21 protein-coding genes and 1 riboswitch are annotated in these 25,827 nt (G+C 36.1%); of the genes, 7 read left to right on the top strand and 14 right to left on the bottom strand.

Annotated features, from left to right (window positions below; genetic code table 11):
• Positions 1 to 52 precede the first annotated feature (52 nt).
• The 4 genes from J3U37_RS04005 to yejK all read right to left on the bottom strand — a co-directional run bounded on the left by J3U37_RS04005 (position 53) and on the right by yejK (position 4,445).
• The gene (locus J3U37_RS04005; RefSeq protein WP_267373428.1) at positions 53 to 1,060 is read right to left on the bottom strand and encodes a hypothetical protein; all 1,008 of its coding nucleotides are present in this window, start codon (positions 1,058 to 1,060) and stop codon (positions 53 to 55) included.
• 170 nt (positions 1,061 to 1,230) lie between these two features.
• Positions 1,231 to 2,229, bottom strand: a complete 999-nt coding sequence (locus J3U37_RS04000; RefSeq protein ID WP_267373427.1) for a hypothetical protein — start codon at positions 2,227 to 2,229, stop codon at positions 1,231 to 1,233.
• A gap of 317 nt (positions 2,230 to 2,546) precedes the next feature.
• Positions 2,547 to 3,395, bottom strand: coding sequence for a deoxyribonuclease IV (gene nfo, locus J3U37_RS03995; RefSeq protein WP_220219354.1), 849 nt, complete (start codon positions 3,393 to 3,395; stop codon positions 2,547 to 2,549).
• 45 nt (positions 3,396 to 3,440) lie between these two features.
• Positions 3,441 to 4,445, bottom strand: a complete 1,005-nt coding sequence (gene yejK / locus J3U37_RS03990; protein WP_220219353.1) for a nucleoid-associated protein YejK — start codon at positions 4,443 to 4,445, stop codon at positions 3,441 to 3,443.
• Between the two features lie 182 nt (positions 4,446 to 4,627).
• Here yejK and J3U37_RS03985 point away from each other — a divergent pair, with 182 nt between their 5' ends.
• Positions 4,628 to 6,010, top strand: coding sequence for an MATE family efflux transporter (locus tag J3U37_RS03985; RefSeq protein WP_267373426.1), 1,383 nt, complete (start codon positions 4,628 to 4,630; stop codon positions 6,008 to 6,010).
• A 176-nt stretch (positions 6,011 to 6,186) separates the two neighbouring features.
• Here J3U37_RS03985 and J3U37_RS03980 read toward each other — a convergent pair whose 3' ends face one another.
• The 3 genes from J3U37_RS03980 to J3U37_RS03970 all read right to left on the bottom strand — a co-directional run bounded on the left by J3U37_RS03980 (position 6,187) and on the right by J3U37_RS03970 (position 9,139).
• Positions 6,187 to 6,807: a hypothetical protein gene (locus J3U37_RS03980; protein WP_220219351.1), complete on the bottom strand. Its 621-nt coding sequence runs from the start codon at positions 6,805 to 6,807 to the stop codon at positions 6,187 to 6,189.
• A gap of 52 nt (positions 6,808 to 6,859) precedes the next feature.
• A complete protein-coding gene (locus tag J3U37_RS03975) occupies positions 6,860 to 7,771 on the bottom strand; it encodes a hypothetical protein (RefSeq protein ID WP_267335832.1) in 912 nt (303 codons plus the stop codon).
• 501 nt (positions 7,772 to 8,272) lie between these two features.
• Entirely contained in the window at positions 8,273 to 9,139 is an 867-nt protein-coding gene (locus J3U37_RS03970) for a YicC/YloC family endoribonuclease (protein WP_267373425.1), read from the bottom strand.
• Between the two features lie 152 nt (positions 9,140 to 9,291).
• On the opposite strand from J3U37_RS03970, the gene rph reads away from it, so the two are divergent.
• The 3 genes from rph to J3U37_RS03955 all read left to right on the top strand — a co-directional run bounded on the left by rph (position 9,292) and on the right by J3U37_RS03955 (position 12,056).
• Positions 9,292 to 10,008 (top strand): ribonuclease PH, encoded by a 717-nt coding sequence (gene rph / locus J3U37_RS03965; RefSeq protein ID WP_220219348.1) that lies wholly within the window; start codon positions 9,292 to 9,294, stop codon positions 10,006 to 10,008.
• 13 nt (positions 10,009 to 10,021) lie between these two features.
• Positions 10,022 to 10,669, top strand: a complete 648-nt coding sequence (gene pyrE, locus J3U37_RS03960) for an orotate phosphoribosyltransferase (RefSeq protein WP_267373424.1) — start codon at positions 10,022 to 10,024, stop codon at positions 10,667 to 10,669.
• Positions 10,670 to 10,934: 265 nt separating this feature from the next.
• Positions 10,935 to 12,056, top strand: a complete 1,122-nt coding sequence (locus J3U37_RS03955; RefSeq protein WP_267373423.1) for an SIMPL domain-containing protein — start codon at positions 10,935 to 10,937, stop codon at positions 12,054 to 12,056.
• A gap of 194 nt (positions 12,057 to 12,250) precedes the next feature.
• On the opposite strand, the gene J3U37_RS03950 is transcribed toward J3U37_RS03955, so the two are convergent.
• Positions 12,251 to 12,955, bottom strand: coding sequence for a GntR family transcriptional regulator (locus tag J3U37_RS03950; protein WP_267335838.1), 705 nt, complete (start codon positions 12,953 to 12,955; stop codon positions 12,251 to 12,253).
• Positions 12,956 to 13,131: 176 nt separating this feature from the next.
• On the opposite strand from J3U37_RS03950, the gene J3U37_RS03945 reads away from it, so the two are divergent.
• The gene (locus tag J3U37_RS03945; RefSeq protein ID WP_267373422.1) at positions 13,132 to 15,006 is read left to right on the top strand and encodes a glucose PTS transporter subunit IIA; all 1,875 of its coding nucleotides are present in this window, start codon (positions 13,132 to 13,134) and stop codon (positions 15,004 to 15,006) included.
• 15 nt (positions 15,007 to 15,021) lie between these two features.
• A complete protein-coding gene (locus tag J3U37_RS03940) occupies positions 15,022 to 16,458 on the top strand; it encodes a 6-phospho-beta-glucosidase (protein WP_220219343.1) in 1,437 nt (478 codons plus the stop codon).
• Positions 16,459 to 16,580: 122 nt separating this feature from the next.
• On the opposite strand, the gene dinB is transcribed toward J3U37_RS03940, so the two are convergent.
• The 6 genes from dinB to J3U37_RS03910 all read right to left on the bottom strand — a co-directional run bounded on the left by dinB (position 16,581) and on the right by J3U37_RS03910 (position 23,834).
• Positions 16,581 to 17,636: a DNA polymerase IV gene (dinB, locus tag J3U37_RS03935; protein WP_267373421.1), complete on the bottom strand. Its 1,056-nt coding sequence runs from the start codon at positions 17,634 to 17,636 to the stop codon at positions 16,581 to 16,583.
• A gap of 83 nt (positions 17,637 to 17,719) precedes the next feature.
• On the bottom strand, positions 17,720 to 19,426 hold the full coding sequence (cptA, locus tag J3U37_RS03930; protein WP_267373420.1) for a phosphoethanolamine transferase CptA: 1,707 nt from the start codon (positions 19,424 to 19,426) through the stop codon (positions 17,720 to 17,722).
• A 300-nt stretch (positions 19,427 to 19,726) separates the two neighbouring features.
• Positions 19,727 to 20,431, bottom strand: coding sequence for a thiamine ABC transporter ATP-binding protein ThiQ (gene thiQ / locus J3U37_RS03925; RefSeq protein WP_416379982.1), 705 nt, complete (start codon positions 20,429 to 20,431; stop codon positions 19,727 to 19,729).
• Positions 20,418 to 21,986 carry a thiamine/thiamine pyrophosphate ABC transporter permease gene (gene thiP, locus J3U37_RS03920; protein WP_267373418.1) on the bottom strand — a complete coding sequence of 523 codons (1,569 nt, stop codon included), beginning with the start codon at positions 21,984 to 21,986 and terminating at the stop codon, positions 20,418 to 20,420. The genes thiQ and thiP overlap by 14 nt, the downstream gene beginning before the upstream one ends.
• Before the next feature lie 13 nt (positions 21,987 to 21,999).
• Positions 22,000 to 22,998, bottom strand: coding sequence for a thiamine ABC transporter substrate binding subunit (gene thiB, locus J3U37_RS03915; RefSeq protein WP_267373417.1), 999 nt, complete (start codon positions 22,996 to 22,998; stop codon positions 22,000 to 22,002).
• Between the two features lie 40 nt (positions 22,999 to 23,038).
• Positions 23,039 to 23,146: riboswitch (TPP riboswitch) on the bottom strand.
• 43 nt (positions 23,147 to 23,189) lie between these two features.
• Positions 23,190 to 23,834, bottom strand: coding sequence for a hypothetical protein (locus J3U37_RS03910; protein WP_267373416.1), 645 nt, complete (start codon positions 23,832 to 23,834; stop codon positions 23,190 to 23,192).
• A gap of 184 nt (positions 23,835 to 24,018) precedes the next feature.
• On the opposite strand from J3U37_RS03910, the gene argS reads away from it, so the two are divergent.
• The gene (gene argS, locus J3U37_RS03905) at positions 24,019 to 25,752 is read left to right on the top strand and encodes an arginine--tRNA ligase (protein ID WP_220219336.1); all 1,734 of its coding nucleotides are present in this window, start codon (positions 24,019 to 24,021) and stop codon (positions 25,750 to 25,752) included.
• Positions 25,753 to 25,827: the final 75 nt, after the last annotated feature.

Below are 25,827 nucleotides of genomic sequence, written 5' to 3'. Positions count from 1 at the left end.
TACCAATGTACTTTGGTTAAATTTTAACTGGATAATGTCTTGAAAGTCCCATTTAATGGCGATTATCACATTTAAAATCTATTCTTTCCTCGTAAGGGACAATAAAATCGAGACCTTCACAACCAAATGAAAACCACTCAAAACCAAATACCACTGGTGGTAAATCTTTGAATAATTGTCCTGCCCATTGGAATTTTTCATTTTTATAATCATGGTAATTATTCAACCCAACTAATGACATACCTTCACCTTGGTACATGCGCCTTTTAAAAAGCGTGTTACCTAATTTATCAACAACTACAAGTTCTCTTTCAAAAATTTTATAAATATCCCTTTGTTTTGGCTCTTTTTCATCTACATAATCCTGAACATAAAAAGTCAAATTATTCGCATTGGCCATGTAACTTTTTAGATACTTTGGGACATTTCCATAATTTCTATTTGATAATTTATCTGGTCCTGTATCGGGATAATTTGCATTTGGAATTAACCGCCAGTCAAGTGGTGTAAGTTGTTCTTGTGCAAAAGGATTATCTTTTGTTATAGAAACCAATAAATCATAATTTGAACGAAATCTTGGCAATAAATCTTGCGGTAATTTGAATCCAATTCGATAATCTTCCGTTTCATAAGGAGGCGAACGATCGGATCTATAAGAATCTAATATCGCCGTTGCTTCCATAGATAAAATTGGATAGGAGTATAGTTGATTGTTTGTGTAATCATAAATCCAGAAATACGCATCTTCTGCAATCCCTGCCATTTTCATAAACAATTTACGTTCTTTGTCGGTTAATGTATATTCTTTTGGCGTTAGATTGGCTGGCAGTATTTCCTTGTCAGCATAGGGCGGTAAAGTTTCCGATAACGATACGTGAAAAAATAGCCTATCAGGGTCGATATATTCGACGCTCTCCACATAATATAACTCGACATCTTTTATGACCATTAAATTCGATCCGGAAGTTTCAGATTTATTCGACTTGGTGTTGGTGCTGCAATTGCTGAGTAATAACAATGCGATAAAACTCATCAGTAATAAATATAACTGTTTTTTCATTTTATTTCCTATGCACTTTTTTATAAGACAACGTTAGGCTACTGGTTGTCAGCTTCACTGTTTTAGCACACTTTGTGTGCCTTCCTATTACCTTTATTGTTATTGTAATTCTTTCAAATACCAATGTACTTTGGTCAAATCTTGACTGAATAATGTCTTGAAAGTCCCATTTAATGGCGATTATCACATTTCAATGCTATTCCGTCCCTGTAAGGCACAATAAAATCGAGGCCTTCACAGCTAAATGAAAACCATTCAAAACCAAATACCACTGGGGGTAAATCTTTGAATAATTGTCCTGCCCATTGGAATTTTTGATTTTCATAATCATGGTAATTGTTTAACCCAACTAATGAGGTACCTTCCGATTGATACATGCGCCTTTTAAAAAGAGTTTTACCTTCTTTATCTACAACTAGAAGTTCTCTTTCAAAAATTTTATAAATATCCAGTAGTTGTGGATGTTGTTCATCTACATAATCCTGAACATAAAAAGTCATATTATTCGCATTGGCCATGTAACTTTTTAGATACTTTGGGACATTTCCATAATTTCTATTTGATAATTTATCTGGTCCTGTATCCGGATAATTTGCATTTGGAATTAACCGCCAATCAAGTGGTGTAAGTTGTTTTTGTGCAAAAGGATTATCTTTTGTTATAGAAACCAATAAATCATAGCTTGAATCAATCCTTGGCAATAAATCTTGCGGTAATTCGAATCCAATTCGATAATCTCTCGTATTATAAGGAGGGGAACTATAAACATCTAATATCGCCGTTGCTTCCAAAGATGAAATTGGATAGGAGTATAGTTGATTGTCTGTGTAATCATAAATCCAGAAATACGCATCTTCTCCAATCCCTGCCATTTTCATAAACAATTTACGTTCTTTGTCGGTTAATGTATATTTTTTTTGAGTTAGATTGGCAGGCAATATTTCTTTGTCAGCATCGAGCGGTAAAGTTTCTGATAACGATAAGTGAAAAAATACCCTACCAGGGTCGATATCTTCGATTATCAGCATATGATATATATCGACATCTTTTATGACCTTTAAATTCGATCCGGAAGTTTCAGATTTATTCGACTTGGTGTTGGTGCTGCAATTGCTGAGTAATAACAATGCGATAAAACTCATCAGTAATAAATATAACTGCTTTTTCATTTTATTTCCTATGCACTTTTTTATAAGACAACGTTAGGCTACTGGTTGTCTGGTTCACTGTTTTAGCACACTTTGTGTACCTTCCTATTACCTTTATTGTTATTGTAATTCTTTCAAATACCAATGTACTTTGGTTAAATGTTAACTGGATAATGTCTTGAACGTCCCATTTAATGGCGATTATCACCTTTGGTGTTATTCCGTCATTGTAAGGGAAATAAAATCGAAGTCTTCACAGCTAAATACGAACTATTCAAAGCAAAATACCACTAAAGGTAAATCTTTGAATAGTTGCTCTCTCCAATGGTATTTTTAATTTAATTTTCTTTACTCTGTGCTTTTAACCATGCAATTTCTTGCGCCCAAATATCCGGATCGATAGTTTCGAGAATCAGCGGGATTTCATCAATTCTTGGATCTTGCATAATATATTTAAAAGCCGTTTCACCAATGTTTCCTTTTCCTAAACTATTATGGCGGTCAACATGGCTGGCAAGTTCACTTTTGGCATCGTTTAAATGCATGCCTCGTAAATATTTAAAACCAACAATTTTTTCAAATTCGGCGAAGGTTTCTTGACAAGCTTTTTCAGTACGTAAATCATAACCAGCCGCAAAGGCGTGACAGGTATCGATACAGACACCGACGCGACTTTTATCTTCTACCTGATCAATAATTTGAGCCAAATGTTCAAATTTATAACCTAAATTAGAGCCTTGACCTGCGGTATTTTCTATCACTGCAACGACATTGCTAGTTTTATCTAAAGTCATGTTAATGGATTGAGCAATACGGCTGAGGCATTCATCAACTGATATCTGCTTTAAGTGGCTACCAGGATGAAAATTAAGCAAGGTTAATCCGAGTTGCTCACAGCGCTGCATTTCATCTAAAAAGGCAGTGCGTGATTTTTCAAGTTGTTCACTATCCGGATGACCTAAATTAATAAGGTAACTATCATGTGGCAATATTTGTTTGCTGGTGAAACCATATTTTTCACAGCGCTTTTTAAAGCTATCAATCATGCTGGTTTCAAGCGGCTTGGCATGCCATTGACGTTGATTTTTGGTAAATAGCGCAAATGCAGTCGCGCCGATTTGATAAGCATTAATTGGGGCGTTATCGACCCCACCAGAAGCGCTGACATGCGCACCGACATATTTCATATTTGTGAATCCTGATAATGGTGTTAAAAAAAAGGGAACTTATAATTAGTTTGAACCACTATTACGTTGCAACTGATCACGCAAATTAGGCGGTACACCTTTTATGACTAATGAGTCGGTTTGCGGATCCCATTTAACACGTTCACCCAATAGGTCGGAATCAAAGCTTAATGTTAATCCCCCACCACTTCCTGAAAATTTTTTAAGTTGTCGCAATGCACTACGATCAACCGGAAACGTTTCTTCCAAATCGTAATCACTGTTTTTAACAAATTCCATAAAATTGTTATCGCCATTAGTTGGTAATTCATTAGCGAGGTTTTTAAGCTCAATTTCTTCACCGGCTTGCAACTGAGCTTGGCAATAATTGTAAACATTTTCACGTGCGTGAACTTTGTCTTGTTTATCAAATTGCATTTCCTGACAATAATCATCAACCGCTTTCACCAGCGTTTTATTTTGTGCTTTAGCATCTAACCCTTCGCTGGCACCTAAATAATCCATAAAAAAGTCAGATACTTTACGCCCAACTCGCCCTTTTAAGAAGGTTAAATAACGTTTAGAGTCAGCTTCCGTTTCCCATTCGGTTATATCGATTCGAGCGATAATGTCAGCATGATCAATATCTAAGTATTGAGTTTCAGTAATATCTAATTGTTCATTAACCAACATGCTAAAGCAACTATTGAGCACAGCAATAATTAAATAATCGACAGCAAGATAACGATAATGGCAAAAGACCACCGTTCCGCCTTCAGCAAATGGGTATTTGGCAAGTTCATTACGTAACTGCTTAGTCGATTCTTGGCTAAAATTTAAAAAATCTTGATTCCCTAAGCGGAGTTCTTTAAGAGATTGTTCAAATAAACTTTCGCTATTAAATAGACCATAAGCTTTGCTTTTGTTGTTGTAAATACGATTGATATCTTCGATGAGATTGACCACCGCTTGCTGATTGCTCAGCAATGAATCACGTAATTGTAATTCAATTTCAGTATCACTTTTTCTGATTAATTTATGTAAAATAACTTGTTCTATTTGCACACTCATTGAAAGGATTCCTATTTGGATCGAAGTATTAAATTATGCTATATTCTAACAAAGCTCTATAAAAGTTCTATCAACAATTTGTAACTCTGTTAGACTAATGCATCATTAGTATCTATTTTATACTCAAACGTATACAATTTCTGAAACTTCTTTACAACGTCTAATAGTGGGAAAAAAATAATATGGCTCACTCTCAAGATATCTATCAAGATTTTAAGAATAAAAAAATCAGCTTACTCTTTTGGCAATATGCGTTACCGGCAATCATCGGTACTATTGTTAATACGCTTTATAATATTATTGACGGCATCTTTATTGGTCACTGGATTGGTCGAGAAGCGCTCAGCGCAGCAGGCTTAATTTTACCGGTAATGAATTTAGCTGCAGGAATTGGTATGCTAGTAGGTATTGGTTCAGCAAGCCGGATTTCGATATTTTTAGGTCGTGGTGAAAACGATAATGCCGAGAAAGTTGCCGGTACCTCTTTTATGCTTACCGCAGTGTTGAGCGGTATAACGCTGTCACTGTTGCTCTATTTTGTTGATCCTGTTTTAAGGTTTGTTGGCTCAAGTCCAATCAATCATACCTATGCAAAAGAATTTTTAGAGATCTTCTTACCCGGCAGCATATTTACCACACTGACTTTCAACTACAACAATATGATGCGAGCAAGTGGCTATCCATTTAAAGCCATGGTAACCATGTTTGTGAGTGTAATAGCCAATATTATCTTAGCCCCGATTTTTATTATTGGACTGGGTTGGGGAATGCGAGGAGCAGCACTGGCAACAACATTGTCAATGTTGATAAGCTTTATATTTGTTATGCAGCATTTTTTAAGTAAAAACAGTAATATAAAATTATACCGTCGCAATTTCACGCTTAATTTCCAATATGTAAAAGCCATACTATCTATCGGTATGTCGCCTTTTGCTATGCAAGTTGCCGCATCAATTGTAGTGGTATTTATTAACTGGCAACTTAATCATTATGCATCTTCAGCACATCAATCCGGCGATGATGCCATTGCCGCTTATTCAAATGCCAACCGGCTTATTACATTAATCATCATGATCGTAATCGGCATTAATCAAGGTATGCAACCAATTATTGGTTACAACTATGGCTCTAAAAATTATATTCGAGTTAAGCAAACTTTTATCTATGCAGTTAAGGTCGCAACCGCAGTAACCACATTCGGTTTTCTATTAGGATTTTTTATCCCGGATATTTTAGTGCGGGCCTTCAGTTCCGAAAAAGATTTAGTCGATCTATCAGCACTTGCGTTACGTTATACTACTTTAGCCTTTGCATTTGTTGGCTTTCAAATGGTAACCACTAGCTTTTTCCAATGTATTGGTATGGCAAAAATATCGATTCTTTTAAGCCTTTCAAGGCAAATTTTAATCTTGCTCCCTGCCTTATATATTTTGCCACTATTTTTTGGTTTTGATGGCGTTTGGGCTGCATCACCAACCGCAGATCTGCTTTCAACCGGAACAGCTTATCTTGTACTGTTTTGGTATTTCAGATCAATTAAAAATCGACAATGTTTAAATGACTAATCATTGATTAAATTCAGAGATAGTGAAAACGGCGCAGATTTGCGCCGTTTTTTATAAGACTATAGCAATTAATCTCTATGCTAACAATATTGACATGTTCGCCCCGTGGATAGATTAAAACAAGATATCCTCTACTTTTATTACAAAAGTAAAAGATTGAAAAAAATATTAAAAATTTAATTTGTTTTCTTCACCATATCAGGCAGATCACAAGCCATTACGATCTTACCGTCCAAAGATACAGTTTCCTTCGCCATATCAAGCATACAACAAGCCATTGCGATCTTACCGTCTAAAGATACGGTTTTCTTCGCCATATCAAGCATACAACAAGCCATTGCGATCTTACCGTCCAAAGATACGGTTTTCTTCGCCATATCAGGCATACAACAAGCCATTGCGATCTTACCGTCTAAAGATACGGTTTTCTTCGCTATATCAAGCATACAACAAGCCATTGCGATCTTACCGTCCAAAGATACGGTTTTCTTCGCTATATCAAGCATACAACAAGCCATTGCGATCTTACCGTCCAAAGATACGGTTTTCTTCGCCATATCAAGCAGACAACAAGCCATTGCGATCTTACCGTCTAAAGATACGATTTTCTTCGCCATATCAAGCATACAACAAGTCATTGCGATCTTACCGTCCAAAGATACGGTTTTCTTCACCATATTAGGCAGACAACAAGCCATTGCGATCTTACCGTCTAAAGATACGGTTTTCTTTACCATATCAGGCAGACAACAAGCCATTGCGATCTTACCGTCTAAAGATACGGTTTTCTTTACCATATCAGGCAGACAACAACAGGGAGCGATGTCCCTGTTGTTCTATTTTTGCAAATTAATATAAATTTCGTTTTTGAGTTTGGAAAATTTCATCAGTCTTTGCATCAATATAGTTATTATTTACTAGAATTGAGTCAGAATCTGTTACCGCTTCATATTCTTTCTTATTTTTTTTCAGCTTGATTTTTAGAATACTCAATAGGTTTCTTTCATGACAGTTTGGACATTGGCAGTAAATGTAATTCAATCCTGTTATTTCTTCGGATGTTGGTTCGGACTGCTGAACTAATTCATTTAAATTTTTATAAAAAACAACCTGAGACAATACGTCGGCATAATGGCCTGACTGGCAAGTATTAATATTAGTCACTAACGAATCGTCACTTGCTGAATAAAAATTAAATTTAGAATACCATTTTTGACAGTCCTCACAAAAACAATCATCCATATTTAGTGCAACCGCAGCTGGCCATAAAAACACAATCAACTCAACTAAATAGACAATGCCAAGCAAGATACCTGATATTTCTATACCAGATTTTGAACTACCTTTAGTAATAGTTATTACACGATTAGGAATAATATCACTGATAATAATGTCAAATACAGTTACAGGAGAAAGGAAAAAATCTAACCAATATTCATAATCCATATCGAAGATCAACAGTTCAAAAGTGACCGTCGCAGAATAGTAAGCAAATAAACAAATGATAAGCGCCATTAAAAAACTGACAAGCTCATTTCTTACTTTTGCCAACTTTGTTAAATTACTGGTAATCGTTGTTAATACCCAAGCCATCCCGACAGCCAAGCCGATATCGAGCAGAATTAGCGGGGAAAAACTTGAGATAATTGAATATAAAACACCCAGAAAAATGGCAATGAAAATACCAACTACAGTAAACAAAATGGTTGGAATTAATTGAAATTTTTTCGATAATTGGTATTGACTGTTTGAAAGGTTCATTATTCTATTCCTTACTTATTTCTAAAACATTTAAAAAGTTGAAGCAAAATACAAAAAACGACTACTTGTAAACATCTGTCAGCGTTAAAATTGTCAATTAATTATTATTTTCATTAGACAATGATAGATATTGATTATAAAAAGGCCTGTTATTCTAGACAGGCTAAGTTAAAAGTAAAGATAAATAAATAAAAAATTGTAAAGATCTGAATTGGTAAGGTAATTCAACTCAATTTAAAGATGATTGACGAAATTACAAAATAACATTTAGATAGGTCAGGACAAATAACACGCTAGACGCTCTCACTTTGAGGGATAAAGGTATTGGAGAAAAGAGTCAAATCGGCAGGGAAAACTAACGAAAAATAGCTACAGAGACATAAATACATGCAATAACTACTGGGCAAACAAGATACAATACCTGTTGTGCCCAAGTTAACATAAAAGCGAGAAGATCACATAAGTTTGATAATTGATGACTTGTATCTGCAATAATTAAACTTACTCAATATTTTGTACTTGCTCTCTAATTTGTTCTATCAACACTTTTAGTTCAATTGCACTAGCAGTCACTTGCGCATTAATTGATTTTGAGGCAATGGTATTGGACTCACGGTTAAATTCTTGCATCATAAAATCCAATCGACGCCCGACAGCTTCGTTTTTCTTCAAGATTGAATAGGTTTCTTTAACATGTGTCATTAGACGGTCTAGCTCTTCAGCAACATCAATTCGCTGAGCTAACAGGACTATCTCTTGTTCTAATCGAGAACTATCAAGGTCAATATTTACTTCTTCTAACCTACTTTTTAACCGATCTTTTTGCCATTGAAGTATTTGAGGCATGAAAAGACGAATTTTCTCGACTTCGGCGCTTATCCCTTCTAATCGTTGAGTGATGAGTTGACTTAACGCTTGTCCTTCACGTTCCCGAACAGCAATAAACTCATCTAATGCCGTTTCTAATAACGCTAAAATTTCTTGTGAGATTGTATCTAAATTTTGTTCTTTAGCGGAGAGAACGCCAGGCCAACGTAAAACATCAATCGGATTGACTTCGCCGGATTGATGCTGTGTGGCAATCCAATCAGCGGCATTTAATATTTGCTCAGCTAGCTCTTTATTTAATGATAATTGTTGATGTTGAGTAGCTGGGTCTAACTCGAATCGTAAACTACATTCGACTTTACCTCGTGTTAATCGGTTTCGTAAACGTTCACGAATCAGCGGTTCAAGTGAACGAAACTGTTCTGGTAATCGAATATAAGTCTCTAAATAGCGTTGATTGACCGAGCGCAGTTCCCAAGAAGCATTTCCCCATGATTGGTTTAACTCTTTTCTTGCATAAGCGGTCATACTTGAAATCATGATTGTGTCCTAATTTTAGCAAAATGTTGCTGGGCATTGTATCACAAATTCTGTATAATGTGCCCTTAGCTTAGGCTAAACATCAACGCTATCTGGTTGGTGTCCTCCTAAATGAATAATCAAGACATTTTTTTAAACTGCTGGAGAATTGCATGCGCCCGTCTGGTCGAACTGCGGAACAAGTCCGCCCTATCAAAATTACCCGTCATTATACTAAGCATGCAGAAGGATCTGTATTAGTTGAGTTTGGTGAAACAAAAGTACTTTGTAATGCAACAGTTGATGAAACTGTACCGCGCTTTTTAAAAGGTCAAAATCAAGGTTGGGTAACCGCCGAGTATGGTATGTTACCACGAGCGACTAATTCAAGAACGCAACGTGAAGCGGCTAAAGGTAAACAAACTGGTCGAACAATGGAAATTCAACGTCTTATTGCCCGTTCATTGCGAGCGATGATCGACCTTAAAGTACTGGGTGAATACACAATCACTTTAGATTGCGACGTTATCCAAGCTGACGGTGGTACTCGAACTGCATCGATTACCGGCGCCTGTGTAGCACTCAATGATGCTATTAACACCATGTTAGCCAATGGTCAAATCAAACAAAACCCGATTAAATCTTTAGTTGCTGCTGTTTCTGTCGGCATTGTAGAAGGTGAAGCGATATGTGATTTGGAATATATTGAAGATTCTAATGCGCAAACTGATATGAATGTCGTTATGACAGACGATGGCCGCATAATTGAGATTCAAGGAACAGCAGAAGGTGAGCCATTTAGCCATGATGAGTTATTAAAATTATTAGACTTAGCCAAAAATGGCATAGCAACTATTATAAAAGCTCAAAAACAGGCCTTAAAAGATTAATTGGAGATAATCGATGAAATCATATAAAAGTGAATTTATTGAATTTGCTTTGGATCGGCAAGCATTAAAATTTGGCGAATTCACCTTAAAATCAGGTAGAAAAAGCCCCTATTTTTTTAATGCTGGATTATTCAATACCGGTAAAGATTTAGCGTTATTAGGCCGTTTTTATGCTGCGGCATTGATGGATGCCAACTTAAAATACGATGTTATTTTTGGACCTGCCTACAAAGGCATACCAATTGTTTCATCAACGGTTGTTGCTTTATCAGAACACCATAATGTAGATGTTCCTTATTGCTTCAACCGCAAAGAAGCTAAAGACCATGGCGAAGGCGGTAACTTGGTTGGTAGTTCAATCTATAAGCAACGTGTTATGCTTGTTGACGATGTAATTACAGCCGGTACAGCGATTCGTGAATCAATGCGCATTTTAGAAGATAATCAATCGAAACTAGCGGGTGTCCTGATTTGTTTAGATCGTCAGGAAAAGGGACGAGGTGATTTATCTGCCATTCAAGAAATTAAACAAACCTATCATTGTGATGTCATTTCCATTATCACTCTAGATGATCTTATTCAATATCTCTACAAAGATCCAACAAGACAAGGTCAAGTAAAACAAGTCGAAGCTTACCGTACCGAGTATGGAATCAAATAAAATCAACCCCGTATAACTTAACTATTATTAGTAACAAAAGCATCGTAAGATGCTTTTGTCAATTTATTGTTTTAACCCCCAATTTATTGTCAATTTTATCACTCCGAAGTTTTTACATCTTTTTACAACTTTATACATTTTTAAGACATATTTGATTTTTTTTGAATTACAATCTCTTTCATACAATAAAACGTATACTTGTTAAAATCTTAAACAAGATACTGACCAGTAATACAACAAAAAAACATAAGGCAATAAGAAAACAATGATAAATATAATAAAAACAAAAAAAACAGGGATTTTGTTAGCGATGTTCCTGAACTTAGGGGCTGCTTCGGCAGTCCATTCCTTTCCAAATTCTAACAACTTAAATGTTACTGATGCCTATCTTGAACTTGAAAAATCTAAATACGGAAATGGTTTAGTTCCAGTCGGAACAATTGATGTCAAACATTTAGAAATTATCAGATTGAAACCGGATGTTGTAAACTTTAGCGTAACAGTCAATAGCGAAGGGTTAACACTTACCGAAGCATCAGAAATTAATGATAAGAAAATAAAAGAATTTAAAGATTATTTAATAAAATTAGGGGTGTCAGATAAAAGTTTAACTACTGTGAGGTATGAAAACCAAGAAAAAATAGTATACAAAAAAGACACAGGGATAGAGCAGCAATATAGAGCACGCTATTCGATGGCTATAGAGATTGAAGATGATGATAGCTTATTAGAAATAAAAGAAGTATTAGGTCAATATAATATTTATGATCTCCAAATCGAGCCTAAAACGATAAACTCTAATTCGTATTATTTTACCATCTATGCAATAGCCAATAGTGAAAAGGAAGCCGATAAAAAAGCGAGGGATATTTATTATGCCATTGTTGAAAAATTGAATAAGTTGAACTTAGATACTACTTCAATTGAAGCCACTGATGTTAGCGCCTATGTACCTGACGAATTACAAGAAAAACATCAAATGATCACTCACCGTTTAGCGATTAGCACAGATAAAATTGATGAAATAGGTAAAATTATCGGTAAAGCTCAAGAATTGGATATCATCGTTAACAATGATACCCGTTACGACGTTTCAACAAAAGCTAAGCAAAAAGCAATTGAAGATGTTGAACCATTATTACTCCAGAAGTTGGAAGATAAAGCAACCTTATTTTTATCGAAAAAATATGTTTTAGGTGCGCCTACCCGAATTGATATATCAGACTTAGTTATCATTGAAGCATTAAACAATAATAATAATTACGCCGCCGAAAGAAGTTTTGTAGGCGAAGATAAAAGCGTCGATATTTCGATTCAATCGGAGAAGAAAATGCAGTTAATCATAACCGGTACTTTTGAAATGCTTAAGCTGAAAGTTAATGAGTAATATTATGTTTAGATCCAGATTGATTTATATCTTTGTTCCACATGTTTTACTTGACAATAATTAGTAATTTAATCTCCTTAATTAGTGGTTGTGATAGTTGTTTGTAATAGTTAGTTGTGATAGTTAGTTAAGATAGTTCGCTACTAATTAAGGAGAAATTTTTTATCCGCTCGATTTTCCCTTACGACTTTATCTTACTTAGAATGACTTTGTACATAAAATTTTGCATTATCGTAGTGATAAATAATTTTCGAAAAATCAAATGGCTCACCCGCTGAAGTATAAAAAATTTCTTCCACGCAAAGTGCAGGATCGCCAGCTTGTAAACCTAAGTATTGTGCGATTTCATCATTAAGCTTAATTGCCTTAAAATATTTATCAGAAAAACCAATATTAATTTTACAAATATCTTGAACATAGCTAAAAATTGAGTGTTCGGCAATTTCTTTATTAAGGTAGGGTACGAGCTTTTTGCGATAATATGATTGCTCAAAACCATACACTTTGCCATCAACATAACGCAAACGTTTTATATAATAAACTTGCTCAGTATCATCACACTGTAAGGTCTCTTTCACTTTAGCATTCGGCTGCATTAAATCGACATTAAAAACTTGTGATGTGCCAGGTAGATCGTTTAAATCAACACTAAAACCATGACTTTCTAGAAAATTAAGAAACCCCTGCTTTTTAGGTTGTCGTACGAAGATGCCACTACCTTGTATTTGATAGATAACACCATGCCGCTCTAATCGATTAAGTGCCTTAATAATAGTTGTTCGACTGACTTGATATTGAGCAATTAACCCTTCAATATTGGGTAATTGAGTGTCTTTTGGCAATTTTTGCCGATAGATTTCTTGTTTAATCTTTTCGGCAACATCTTGATATTTTAGCATTTATTTCTCTTTATTGTTTTTATAAATAAATAGCTCTCATTGTAACTTGTTTTAAGTAATTAGTAAGCAGTTTAGGTTAAAAATCAGATCTAGATCACAAACAATATAATTGGTCATTAACAATTTTAAAATTAGGTTTAAGATAAGCTCATTAATTAGTCTAAGGAGCTTAATCGATGTCATCAAAAATAAGAGATTATAATAAACTTGCGGTCGATATTTTACACGAGCTGGGTGGTGAAAATAATATTGTCACCGTTGCTCGTTGCACTACTCGTTTGCGTATAGTAACTGAGAAAACACCGCCTGAGGCAAAAGACAATATTGCCAATATGCCCGGTGTGATCACCGTAGTTGAAAAAGGAGGACAAATACAAATTGTTATTGGAACAAATGTAGAAAAAGTTTATAACGCCTTTATTCAACTTATCAACACCGATAATAAAGTCGCCAATGAAAGCCAAGCCAGCGTACTTAATCGCATCATTGCTACCATGTCAGCGGTATTTGCACCATTTGTGTATGTTTTGGCCGCTGCCGGTATATTGCAAGGGATCCTGATTTTAATTAAATTAGCATACCCGGCGTTTGAGACAACCGGTACTTGTCAAGTTTTAAACTTTATATCATGGGCTCCTTTTGCCTTTTTACCAATCTTTATTGCCATAACCGCTTCTCAACATTTCCGCTGTAATATTTATATTGCCGTTGCTTGTTGTGCGGCGCTGCTATCACCAACATGGGCTGAATTAGCCACACTAATCAAATCCGGACAAGAAATTGATTTATTCGGTATTGCATTATCTGAAACCACTTATACTTCTACTGTCCTACCTCCACTTTTTTTAGTTTGGTTATTGTCTTATTTAGAAAGAGCTTTAGAGCCTCGCTTACATAGCATCATTAAACCACTATTAATGCCACTAATCTGTTTAGTTGTTATGGTACCTCTTACACTACTAGCAATTGGTCCAATTACCGCCGGTGCAGCGCACTATATTGCCAGCGGTTATAACTGGGTGGTTAATTTAGCGCCTTCGATTGCCGGTGGTCTTATTGGTGCTGTATGGCAAGTATTTGTTATTTTTGGTGTGCATTGGGGGATTACGCCAGTTATCATCGAAAACATTAATCAATATGGTCAAGACTCATTCCAAGCATTCCAAACCATTGCCGTTATTGGTCAAGTGGGCGCGGCATTAGGTTTTTATCTAAAAACCAGAAGCAAAGATATGAAGGGCGTGTCACTTTCAGCATTTGTTACCGGTTTGTTTGGCATAACAGAACCAGCGATTTATGGGGTAAACTTACGCTTTAAACGACCATTTATTTACGGTTGTTTATGTGGTGCGTTAGGTGGAATTGTTGCTGGCTTCTTCTCACCATATTACTATACTTACGCCGCTTTACCGGGACCGTTAACAATTGTGAATGCGATTAATCCGGAACATACCGGATCCTTCACTGGCGTCCTATTGGGATCAGCTATCGCCTTGTTTGGTCCTGTATTATTAATGCAATTTTTAGGCACCAATGAAACCGAAAAAGGTAGTGCCAATAACATTGAAAATGATAATCCTACAGTAATATTAGATGAAGTTGAAATTCAAAGCCCTATGACTGGCAGCGCTTTACCACTCTCTGAAGTACCCGATCCGGCTTTTGCACAAAAATTAATGGGTGAAGGTATTGCTATTGAGCCAACTGACAACAAAGTTTACGCGCCAGATAATGGTATTGTCACTGCGGTATTTGAAAGCTCTAAACATGCTATCGGATTAACACTGGATAATGGTGTAGAATTGCTGATTCATGTTGGAATTGATACGGTTAATTTAACCAATAATGAATTTAGCTACCATGTAGCATTAAACCAAAGAGTCAATAAAGGGGATTTACTTATCAGCTTCGATCCTGACAAAATAAAACAAGCAGGCTATCCACTGATTACACCGATTATTATCGTCAATACCGATCAATATCAACAGATCACATTAACGGAAAATAAACCGGTTACCCCTGAAGATATCGTATTTATAATTAAGCAATAAGAAGGAACAACAAATATGAAGCAAAAACCATTTTTATGGGGCGGTGCATTAGCCGCTCATCAATTCGAAGGTGGCTGGAACGAAGGCGGGAAAGGTCCTAGCGTTGTTGATGTTATGACCGCTGGTGCTCATGGTGTGCCAAGACAAATTACCCAAGATATTCAAGCAGACAAATTTTATCCAAATCATACTGCTATCGATTTTTATCATAATTATAAAGATGATATTAAGTTGTTTGCCGAATTAGGCTTAAAATGTTTACGTACTTCAATTGCTTGGACACGTATTTTCCCTAAAGGAGATGAATTAACGCCGAATGAAGAAGGCCTTCGTTTTTACGATAATGTGTTTGATGAACTCATTGCTAACGGAATTGAACCGGTTATAACACTTTCTCATTTTGAGATGCCATTACACATTGCCCGCCATTATGGTGGTTTCCGTAATCGTAAAACGGTAGAATTTTTTGAACGATTTGCGATTGCTTGTTTTGAACGATACAAAAATAAAGTTAAATACTGGATGACATTCAATGAGATCAATAACCAAATGGATACCAGTAATCCGATCTTCTTTTGGACTAATTCCGGGGTACAAGTCAAACCGGGTGAAAATCCACAAGAAGTCCTTTATCAAGTCGCACACTATGAGCTATTAGCTAGTGCAAAAGCAGTTATCGCTGGTAAAAAAATTAATCCGGATTTCCAAATTGGTTGTATGATTTCTCATGTGCCTATTTACCCATATTCTTGTAATCCTGAGGATATGATGGCATCGGAAATCGCTATGCATCAACGCTTCTTCTTCCCTGATGTGCATGTACGTGGTTATTATCCGGCTTATGCGCTTAAAGAGTTTGAACGTGAGGGGTATAAACTTGATATCACAGCCGACGATTTGGCACTGTTAAAACAAGGTACCGTCGATTACATTGGTTTTAGTTACTATATGTCGACAGTAGTTAAAGCGGATGTGAAAAACGACAATCGCGATAACATCGTCAATGGCGCATTACCAAATGCGGTTGAAAATCCTTATATTAAAAGTAGTGATTGGGGTTGGCCGATTGACCCTGAGGGATTACGTTATACCTTAAATCGCTTATATGATCGCTATCAGCTACCGTTATTTATTGTCGAAAATGGTTTTGGTGCCATTGATGAATTAGAGAATGGTAACCAAATTCATGATAAACCAAGAATTGAATACTTAGGCGCACATATTAAGGCGATGTTAAAAGCGATTGATTATGATGGCGTTGATATTATGGGTTATACCGCATGGGGGATTATCGATGTTGTGTCGTTTACCACTGGTGAAATGAAAAAACGGTATGGCGTCATCTATGTTGACCGTGATAACGAAGGAAACGGTAGCATGAAACGTTATAAAAAAGATTCATTTGAATGGTATAAACACGTCATTAGCACTAATGGTCAATGCTTAAAGTAAGCTTTTAGGCTAACGCTCAATTTAAAATAAAGGGGAGCAGTTTGATTAAACACTCCCCTACTTTTATTGTTAACCATTAATTGGGCTTCTATTTGGATTTGGTAATTTTGCTTAAGCAAAAATCAAAAATTAAAAATCAATTGTTTATCCAGTTGTGGATCGATAAGCGTGACATGAAAACCGATAAGGCGCACACCCCGATCTTGTCTGCGCTCATGCCAAACTTTATAAGCCTGTTCAATCAAATCCTGTTTATCGAGTTTCGACCACACATGCTCTTGAGTAGTCAGCTGAAAATCATCAAACTTGAATTTCACCCCTTGTCTGGCTATTGATAAGTCAGAACGTACTTTGCTTAATCTCTTTTCAAGTTCATCAAACAAAGGATCAAACTGCATAAGGCACTCTTCCCAACTATGAATATCGTTAACCAACGTACGCTCAACCCCAACTGATTTTCGTTGCCGATCATTACACACTTCTCGTTCATCAATACCTTGACAGCGTTCATATAAGATTCGACCAAATTTACCAAATTGATTAAGCAGTTTGTTTAAATCATAATTGAGCACATCTTTACAGGTATAAAGTCCTAGCTCAGTCAATTTCTTTTCAGTCACTTTGCCGACACCAGGAATTTTTTTCAACGGTAATTGCTGAATAAAATTATTTACGGCATCGGGTGTAATCACATATTGCCCGTTAGGTTTATTCATGTCAGATGCAATTTTGGCTAAGAATTTCAGCGGAGCCACTCCCGCTGATGCGGTAAGTTCAAGCTCATTGTAAATCGTTTGACAAATATCTTGCGCAATTAAGGTCGCCGACCCTTGGCATAACTTACAATCGGTAACATCTAAATAGGCCTCATCGAGCGATAGTGTTTCAATAGCTTTGGTATAACGCTGGAAAATTTGATGAATTTGATTTGATACCTCTTTATAAACAGCGTGCCTGCCCGGTATCACTTTAAGATTAGGGCATAACTTAACCGCTTGTGCCATTGACATGGCACTATGAATACCAAATTGCCGAGCCTGATAATTTGCGGTGGCAACTACGCCACGTTTACGCGGATCACCCCCTACCGCAATTGGCATATTACGGTAACGGGGATTATCGCGCATTTCAACGGCGGCATAAAAACAATCCATGTCGACATGAATAATTTTTCGCATAATGGCTTTTTAACTAGATCGGTAATATAACTGTATAAATATACAATATCATACCTTAAAAACTTGTGCAAACCGCTAAAAAATTACTTAAGCAACTTATCGAAATCAATGAGTCCATTTTTATCATACGGATCGCCTATCCAGCGGATCGATTGATGAAAATTAGGGTTCACTATACTTTTTTCCGGCTGGTAAGAATCATAACTCAAACCGGCTAAATCAGACCATGTGTGAATCAAATCTTGAGTACTAAATTTACGCTCTACATAGGATTGATAATTATTAGGATGACTTGCTCGCCACTTAGGCGATTGCCAAAGCATAAATGGTACCGTATACATTGTTTGGGTTGGTGCTTTTTCATTGCGCCCTAACACATCATGTGGCGGTGATTGGTAAACATCTTCCCCATGATCAGAAAAATACAACATAAAACCGTTTTCTTGACTATTTTTAAACAAGTTGAAAAGTGTGGTTGTGACATAATCGTTATATCTGATCGCATTATCATAACTGTTATAATAGTCTAGCTTTTCATCATCAATCTTAAATGCTATTTTGTCTTTATCTTTAAAGTGATTCCACTGTTCATCTTTAGGATAACGCAAGGAATATTTCATATGGGTACCAAGCAAGTGTATAACAATAAATTTCTTCTGCGCCGGATCGTTTAACACTTCTCTAAAGGGTTCGAAAACGGATGAGTCATATTGTCTTGAACTTTGATTACGATCGTTATTCATATAAAACTGTTCATCGGCCTGCTTAGAAAACATAGTTAGCATTGTATTGCGTTTGGTCATAGTTTGCTGGTTAGTTATCCAAAAAGTTTTATAACCAGCCTGTTTCATTAAATGTATTAACGACGGTTTTTTCAAATAGAGATCCGGATGCTGTTCATCAGCAAAGGTTAAAGCTTGTTGCAATATCTCAATGGTATAAGGTCTTGATGATACCACGTCATTGAAAACCAAAAATTCCGGATTCTCTTTTTTAAATTGCTCTATTTGTGGCGTTGTCGGCCTGTCATAACCGTAAATGCCCATACGTTGACGAGACGTTGACTCACCAATGATCAGCACCAATGTTCTTGGTGTATCACCATTAGCATCTTTTAAATTTTCAAAAGCAGGCAGCGTTTGCAAATGATTCAAAATATTTTCCATATTAGTTAATTGCGAACGATAGGCTAAATAGCTATTTAAAAGTTGCCATGGCACGGTTGTTTCCATGCGAGACATTAAGTGCGCTGTTGCTTTTTCAAATGAAGTCTTTTTAACTGCCATACTAATAAATAACGGCATTAAAGCATAAGTGATAATTAACAGCGAGCAGATCCACTTGGTCGAATTTTTAACATAAATCGGTTTTACTTTTCGCCAAAGATAAATACCGATTAAAATATAAATCACTAATACTGCTAATAATTTAAAGCTAAAATATTGTTGAATAAATTCATGAGATTCATTGTAGTTTGATTCAGCCATAACAAAAAAGACACTTTGTGAAAACTCTTGACGATAAATCACAAAGTAACCAATGGAGATAAGCGACAAAGCGCCAATAACCAGTCCATAAACGGCGGCAATTTTCCGGGTATGATTTGGAAACAGCAGAACTGGTATCAGCCAAATTAAACTATAAATTATCGCATCACGTAACCCAATTAAATTCGAATGACCCGATAACACAATATAAAGTTGTAACGCACAGGAAAAGTAACAAAAAAATAGAATAACAAAAATAAGTGCAGACCAGCTAAATTTTTGGTTGTCTTTTAACTTTTGCATGAATATCTAACAATATTAAATAATAGGTGATAACACTTTATCTAGCCTAAATTAATAAAACCTTAAAGGCGCAATAGGCGCAATTTATGCAGCAGTCTTTGCTAAAAAAATAAGTTAACAGGCGGAGATCAATAAAGGGATTGACTAAAAAAGCCAAATTTTCTAGTTAACGAGTCGATGCAGTAGGATTTTGATAACAACCACTAAACCATTTGTTCCTTTAATTAAAAATCTCAGTCAAACTGGCAATATTCATCTATTTAAAATTTGCTATTAGCACTATTGGCCAATGCCACCAATTTAGCCAATCTTTAAGCCTAATATTTTAGCTATATGCTGATTTTCAGAAAGTTTCAACTTTTCGGGATGATCATTAAAGATAATTTGCCCATTATCAACAACCAAACAGCGTGAAAAATAGCTTAGGGATTCATCCAGATAATGTGACACCATCATCAAAGTCAGACCATATTGATTACAGATCTGATCTATCAGCGCTAACATCTCAAATCGCAGCGCTTGATCTAACGCCGAAAAAGGCTCATCTAATAGTAAAATAGGACGATGTTGAATCAAACATCGGGCAAGCGCCACACGTTGTGACTGACCACCGGAAAGCTGTTCAGGAAAACGCCCGGCAAACCCTTTAAGCCCAATTTGCTCGAGTATTTGACCTATCAACGACTGCTCATTAGCACTCAATTTTAAAGAGGGTTTGATGCCTAATGCAATATTTTGTTCAATGGTTAAATGGCTAAATAAATTATTATGCTGAAATAGCATAGATGTCGGACGTTCGCTCGGTGGCAAATGGGTAACATTTTGCTGATTAAGAATGATATTTCCACATTGAGGATAAACAAAGCCGGCAATAAGATTTAACAGCGTACTTTTACCTGCGCCACTAGGACCAACGACAATCACCCGCTCTTTAGCGGCGATGTTGAAGTCAAAATAGGTTTTGAAATCATCGTGCTGATAACTGATTTGGTTAAGTTCGATCATCATCTATCACAACCAATATACTTAAAGATAAGATTAATAGAAAAGCAGCAGTAACCATACTATCATGATAATAATAATGTGATATTTGCTCGTATAAATAATAAGGTAATGTGATCACCGATTGCCCACCAAACAACGCAATCACACCAAAATCGCCCAACGATAAAATCATCGAAAATGCAAAACTCATCATAATCAATTTTTTTAATGCTTTAAATTCGATTAAATAAAAATGCTTTAAACCGGTAATATTGAGCGATTGGCTAAGCTGCCAGTAACGCAAAGTAACATCATACATGGGTGCGGCAAGATTTTTAAGCACAAAAGGTAATGCCATAAGCCCATTACAAAGCATAACCAACAGACAAATAAACAGCGTATTATCGGCGTAACGAAATAGCAGTAAAAAAAGCCCCGATGCTAAAACCATACTGGGAATAACCAAAATTAACGAGCCGATCATCATTAAATAATTACTCAATTTTGTCTGCTGGAAAACAAGTAAACGGCTATTCGTCCAAAGTAGCGACAAGCCTAACAACATAGCAATCATCGCTGAGCCTAAAGCAATCAAAATGGAGTACATTAACGCTGATAGAAAAGATTGATTAATCGCAGATAAGCGAAAATAATAAATCCCTTCAACCAATACCGTTAGCATCGGAAGAAAAATAAATAGCACACCTACCCAAATGATGATTCTACATAAAAAACCTAAATAACCCGGTATGGCGAGTTGATAATCGGCTTTAACAAATTTTATGCTAAGTTTCTTTTGTTGATTCAATTTTTGCATCAACAAAATAAAAGTTATACAGCACACAATCTGCAACGCTGAAAGCACAACCGCTTGCATAATGTCAAAATCACGGATAGATTGATAGATTGCCACTTCAATTGTGGTAAACTTTGGTCCCCCACCCAGCGCAAGCACAACGGCAAAACTGGAAAAACAAAGCATAAAAATTAATGCTGCCATAGGTAAGATTTGCCGGCGCAACAAAGGCCATTCAATCAGTTTAACAAAGGCAAAATGAGAAAAATTAAGCTGCGCTGCTAACTGTTTATGTTCGACCGGCACACTTATTAACGTTCGATAAAATAAACAGCAGGCATAGGGAAAATTCAAAAAAACATGCGCCAATAAAATACCCTGTAACCCATAAATCGACAGCGAATAAGGTAAATTAAGAGACTGAAAAAAAACCGATATTAGACCCTGCTTGCCATATACCGACAATAGTCCGGTAACAACCACTAGTGTTGGTAAAATAAAGGTGATCGGCATCAGCTTTAATAGCAGTGCTTTGCCTTTAAAATCAACCATTGATAAAGCTTTCGCCATTAATAATGCAAAGCTGATAGATAAAACAGTCGATAACAGTGATTGATAAAACGTTATTGCTAGAATATGTAATAAATAACTATCAAAATAGACAGTTAAATTATCAGACTCTATGGCAAAGCGAACTAGTGCAAAAAGCGCCGTTGCTAATACCATAAAAATAAAACTAGCGGCGCCAATACCTGCCATTAGCGGTTTTAATTTAAACATCAAATTAACCGTTCTATTTGATCACCGCTGATTGCCATTCACGAATCCACGCTTTTTGATGCTTGCTAACTTGTTCTGCATCAAATTCCAGCGGCTTGTCTATCGGTTTAATTTGATCAAAAGCCGGAGGTAAATCAGTTTTGATAATTGGATACATCACATTTTTTTCAGCAAATAAACGTTGCACTTGTGGTGTTAATAGATATTTTAAAAATTGGCGAGCCAATGGAACTTCTTGGCTATATTTGATAATACCGGCTACCTCAACTTGACGATAATGTCCTTCATCAAAAATGGCCGCTACATAGCGATAATCGTTATCATTTAAAATATGTGCAACCGGTGAAGTGTTATAACTCAACACAAAATCAGCTTCGCCTTTCAAAAACATATTGTAAGACTCGCTCCAACCTTTGGTTACTGTAACGGTATTTTTCGCTATTTTTTGCCACGCTATGGCGGCATCATCACCATAAACTTTCTTCATCCAAAAAAGCAATCCTAAACCGGGTGTACTGGTTCTGGGATCTTGATAGATAATTTTCCAATTTGGCTTGTTATCAACTAATTGATGTAAAGATTGAGGTGGATTTTTAATTTTCTCTTTATTATAAATAAAGGCAAAATAACCATAATCATAAGGCATAAAATCTTCATTCCACCAATCGGTATTTAAGTTATCCGGTTTCTCAATTTGATGAGGTATAATGATATCGGCAAATTTAGCTTGTTCTATCAGATTGTTATCTAACCCCAAAATCACATCAGCATTGGTTTTATCACCTTCAAGCCGAATACGATTTAAAATCGATACACCGTCTCCCAATGTTATCACATCAAGTTGACAGTCACACTGCGCCTCAAAACCTTTTTTGATCGCTTCACCGGGACCCCACTGTGACATAAAAGAGTTATAACTATAGACGGTTAAAGTTGGCTGCTCAGCAAAGACAGCGCCGGCAAAGCACAATAAAGGAAAAACAATAGACAATAACAGATTGTGACGAAACATTTTGCCTCCAAAATAGTAAGTAAAAGACAAAAGGTTTGAGCAGATATTATAACTCAAATCCCTCCGCTGGCATGATCCAGTTCAGGTTCGACGGGTTATGTTAGCAAGTTAACATTCTCAGCCCAACTCGGCACCCCGTTGAGAACGATATTAGTTTAGAGGCTCAAGGTTTAATTGTAAATAGTTACCCTTCACTGTTGCCATTCAAATTTCTCTGCCATTTTGGAAGAGACTAACTTAAATTGCCCTTGATTAATCTGATATACCTGTTCTTTATAAAATTCCGGCTTAGGATCTATATATTCATAGTCCTCATCATAATAGTAAGTCACAAACTGTTTTAGGTTTATTGTTAAATCTTCATTGACAGAAAATTGATTAAAACTACTAACATCTTCATAGCGATATTGACTATCTAAAAGCAAAGCATCAATCAATTTACCTTGTTCATCGTAACTATTTAGTTGAATATTTAACATCTGGGTATCAGCTTCACCATAACCATTGTAAATTATCACTTTATAGAGATAATTATCCTGAACAAAGCCACCTACTACGTAATAGCGGATATCTTGTGTAAATCGATCATATCCAAAAGACTCATTTTTAATCGGAAAATTGATTTCTTGCTCATTCAAGAGTTGAGTGAGTTTTGAATACTTGTCCAAAAAGATAGCGTAACCATCATTATCTTTTTTATAGTATTTTATAAATTGTGAAGAAGTTATGGGGAGTTTTAGGTTTGGCACATTGTCGGATGCTTGAGCAAAGGCTAAAGCAGAAAAAAATAAAAATATATTGAAAATTACACTCCATTTAACAAATTTTTGGAACATTTATCGCTCTCTCTATTTATGCAATTTATTTTGAACATAAAGTAATCTATGTCACGCTAATTTACAATAATTTTATCTTATACAAACACGCTGTATTTACTTGTCCTTAACTAATCCCACAGTGACAATTTATCAATTTACCAGTATTATATTGGGCATTTTATTACAATCAATTAGGTTTAGTGTGAATATTCAACAATTATTAATGCAACGCATTTCACAAGCAATGATTATGGCAGGCGCCGATAAAAACAGCGACGCGCTAATCAAACAATCTGCTAAAGTACAATTTGGTGATTATCAAGCTAATGGCATTATGTCTGCCGCTAAAAAGTTAGGCATGCCACCAAGAGAGCTTGCTGAAAAAGTATTGCAACATCTTGATATCAACGATATCGCTGATAAAGTTGAGATTGCCGGCCCTGGCTTTATTAATATCTTTTTAAAAAATAGCTGGATTGCGCAACAAAATGAAATTGCTTTAAGTAGTGATAAATTGAATATTACTTTACCGGCTAAACCACAAACGATAGTTGTTGACTATTCAGCACCGAATGTCGCCAAAGAGATGCATGTAGGACATTTACGTTCAACGATTATTGGTGATGCCACTGTCAGAGTATTAAGTTTTCTAGGTCATAATGTTATACGAGCCAACCATGTCGGTGATTGGGGCACGCAATTCGGTATGCTTATTGCTTACCTTGAAAAGATGCAAAATGAGCATGCCAATGATATGGATTTGTCAGATTTAGAATCATTTTATCGTGCCGCTAAAAAACACTATGACGAAGACCAAGCATTTGCTGAAAAAGCCCGTAATTACGTGGTTAAATTACAAGGTGGTGATGAGTATTGCCGAGAAATGTGGCGAAAACTTGTTGATATCACTATGACACAAAATATAGCAACCTATAAACGTCTTAATGTCACACTATCATTAGAAGATACCATGGGGGAAAGCATCTATAACAGCATGCTACCGGGTATTGTGGCTGATTTAAGACATAAAAAACTGGCGGTTGAAAGTGACGGGGCAATCGTTGTCTTTTTAGATGAATATAAAAACAAAGAAGGCGAGCCAATGGGTGTCATCATCCAAAAACGTGATGGCGGCTACCTGTATGCTACAACCGATATTGCTTGTGTCAAATACCGTTACGAAACATTGCATGCTGACCGTATACTCTATTATACCGATTCACGTCAACACCAACACCTTGAACAAGTTTGGGCAATTGTACACAAAGCTAAATATGTCCCGGAATCACTAAAACTTGAACATCATATGTTTGGTATGATGTTAGGTAAAGACGGAAAACCATTTAAAACTCGTTCGGGCGATACAGTTAAATTAAATGATCTGCTTGATGAAGCGACAGAACGTGCAACCGTTTTAATTCGCAGTAAAAATCCACAATTGACCGAACAAGAGCTGGCGCAAGTGGTTGATGCTGTTGCTATCGGTGCGGTTAAATATGCCGATCTATCAAAAAACCGCACAACCGATTATGTATTTGATTGGGACAATATGTTGTCGTTTGAAGGCAACACCGCACCCTATTTACAATATGCTTACACTCGTGTACTATCAATCTTCAGAAAATCAAACATTAATGAAGATAGCTTAACCGGTACTATCAGTCTTGAAACGGATAAAGAGCGTGCATTAGCTACCCGCTTAATCCAATTCGATGAAACGATATCAACCGTTGCTAATGAAGGCACACCACATGTGCTGTGTGCTTATTTGTACGATATTGCTACACTATTTTCTAGTTTTTATGAACACTGCCCAATCTTATCTGCTGAAAATGAAAGTCTAAAAACCAGCCGTTTAAAACTGGCTTCATTAACAGCAAAAACCCTTAAAACGGGACTTGATATGTTAGGCATTAAAACTGTTGAAAAAATGTAATACTCCTTACCACCGATATAATATCGGTGGTAATTGATCCCTATTCCTTGAGTAACAATTAGACAGCAAGATAAA

It is taken from the genome of Gilliamella sp. B3172, from assembly GCF_026536465.1.
Lineage (GTDB): Bacteria > Pseudomonadota > Gammaproteobacteria > Enterobacterales > Orbaceae > Gilliamella.
The sequence above is the reverse complement of the archived record's forward strand: the minus strand, read 5'-3'. Positions and strand labels throughout refer to the sequence as shown.

Bases quoted from the DNA above. Each gene is read 5' to 3' on its own strand.
- J3U37_RS04005 (WP_267373428.1), bottom strand. From the start codon at position 1,060: ATGAAAAAACAGTTATATTTATTACTGATGAGTTTTATCGCATTGTTA.
- J3U37_RS04000 (WP_267373427.1), bottom strand. From the start codon at position 2,229: ATGAAAAAGCAGTTATATTTATTACTGATGAGTTTTATCGCATTGTTA.
- nfo (WP_220219354.1), bottom strand. From the start codon at position 3,395: ATGAAATATGTCGGTGCGCATGTCAGCGCTTCTGGTGGGGTCGATAAC.
- yejK (WP_220219353.1), bottom strand. From the start codon at position 4,445: ATGAGTGTGCAAATAGAACAAGTTATTTTACATAAATTAATCAGAAAA.
- J3U37_RS03985 (WP_267373426.1), top strand. From the start codon at position 4,628: ATGGCTCACTCTCAAGATATCTATCAAGATTTTAAGAATAAAAAAATC.
- J3U37_RS03980 (WP_220219351.1), bottom strand. From the start codon at position 6,807: ATGGTAAAGAAAACCGTATCTTTAGACGGTAAGATCGCAATGGCTTGT.
- J3U37_RS03975 (WP_267335832.1), bottom strand. From the start codon at position 7,771: ATGAACCTTTCAAACAGTCAATACCAATTATCGAAAAAATTTCAATTA.
- J3U37_RS03970 (WP_267373425.1), bottom strand. From the start codon at position 9,139: ATGATTTCAAGTATGACCGCTTATGCAAGAAAAGAGTTAAACCAATCA.
- rph (WP_220219348.1), top strand. From the start codon at position 9,292: ATGCGCCCGTCTGGTCGAACTGCGGAACAAGTCCGCCCTATCAAAATT.
- pyrE (WP_267373424.1), top strand. From the start codon at position 10,022: ATGAAATCATATAAAAGTGAATTTATTGAATTTGCTTTGGATCGGCAA.
- J3U37_RS03955 (WP_267373423.1), top strand. From the start codon at position 10,935: ATGATAAATATAATAAAAACAAAAAAAACAGGGATTTTGTTAGCGATG.
- J3U37_RS03950 (WP_267335838.1), bottom strand. From the start codon at position 12,955: ATGCTAAAATATCAAGATGTTGCCGAAAAGATTAAACAAGAAATCTAT.
- J3U37_RS03945 (WP_267373422.1), top strand. From the start codon at position 13,132: ATGTCATCAAAAATAAGAGATTATAATAAACTTGCGGTCGATATTTTA.
- J3U37_RS03940 (WP_220219343.1), top strand. From the start codon at position 15,022: ATGAAGCAAAAACCATTTTTATGGGGCGGTGCATTAGCCGCTCATCAA.
- dinB (WP_267373421.1), bottom strand. From the start codon at position 17,636: ATGCGAAAAATTATTCATGTCGACATGGATTGTTTTTATGCCGCCGTT.
- cptA (WP_267373420.1), bottom strand. From the start codon at position 19,426: ATGCAAAAGTTAAAAGACAACCAAAAATTTAGCTGGTCTGCACTTATT.
- thiQ (WP_416379982.1), bottom strand. From the start codon at position 20,431: ATGATCGAACTTAACCAAATCAGTTATCAGCACGATGATTTCAAAACC.
- thiP (WP_267373418.1), bottom strand. From the start codon at position 21,986: ATGTTTAAATTAAAACCGCTAATGGCAGGTATTGGCGCCGCTAGTTTT.
- thiB (WP_267373417.1), bottom strand. From the start codon at position 22,998: ATGTTTCGTCACAATCTGTTATTGTCTATTGTTTTTCCTTTATTGTGC.
- J3U37_RS03910 (WP_267373416.1), bottom strand. From the start codon at position 23,834: ATGTTCCAAAAATTTGTTAAATGGAGTGTAATTTTCAATATATTTTTA.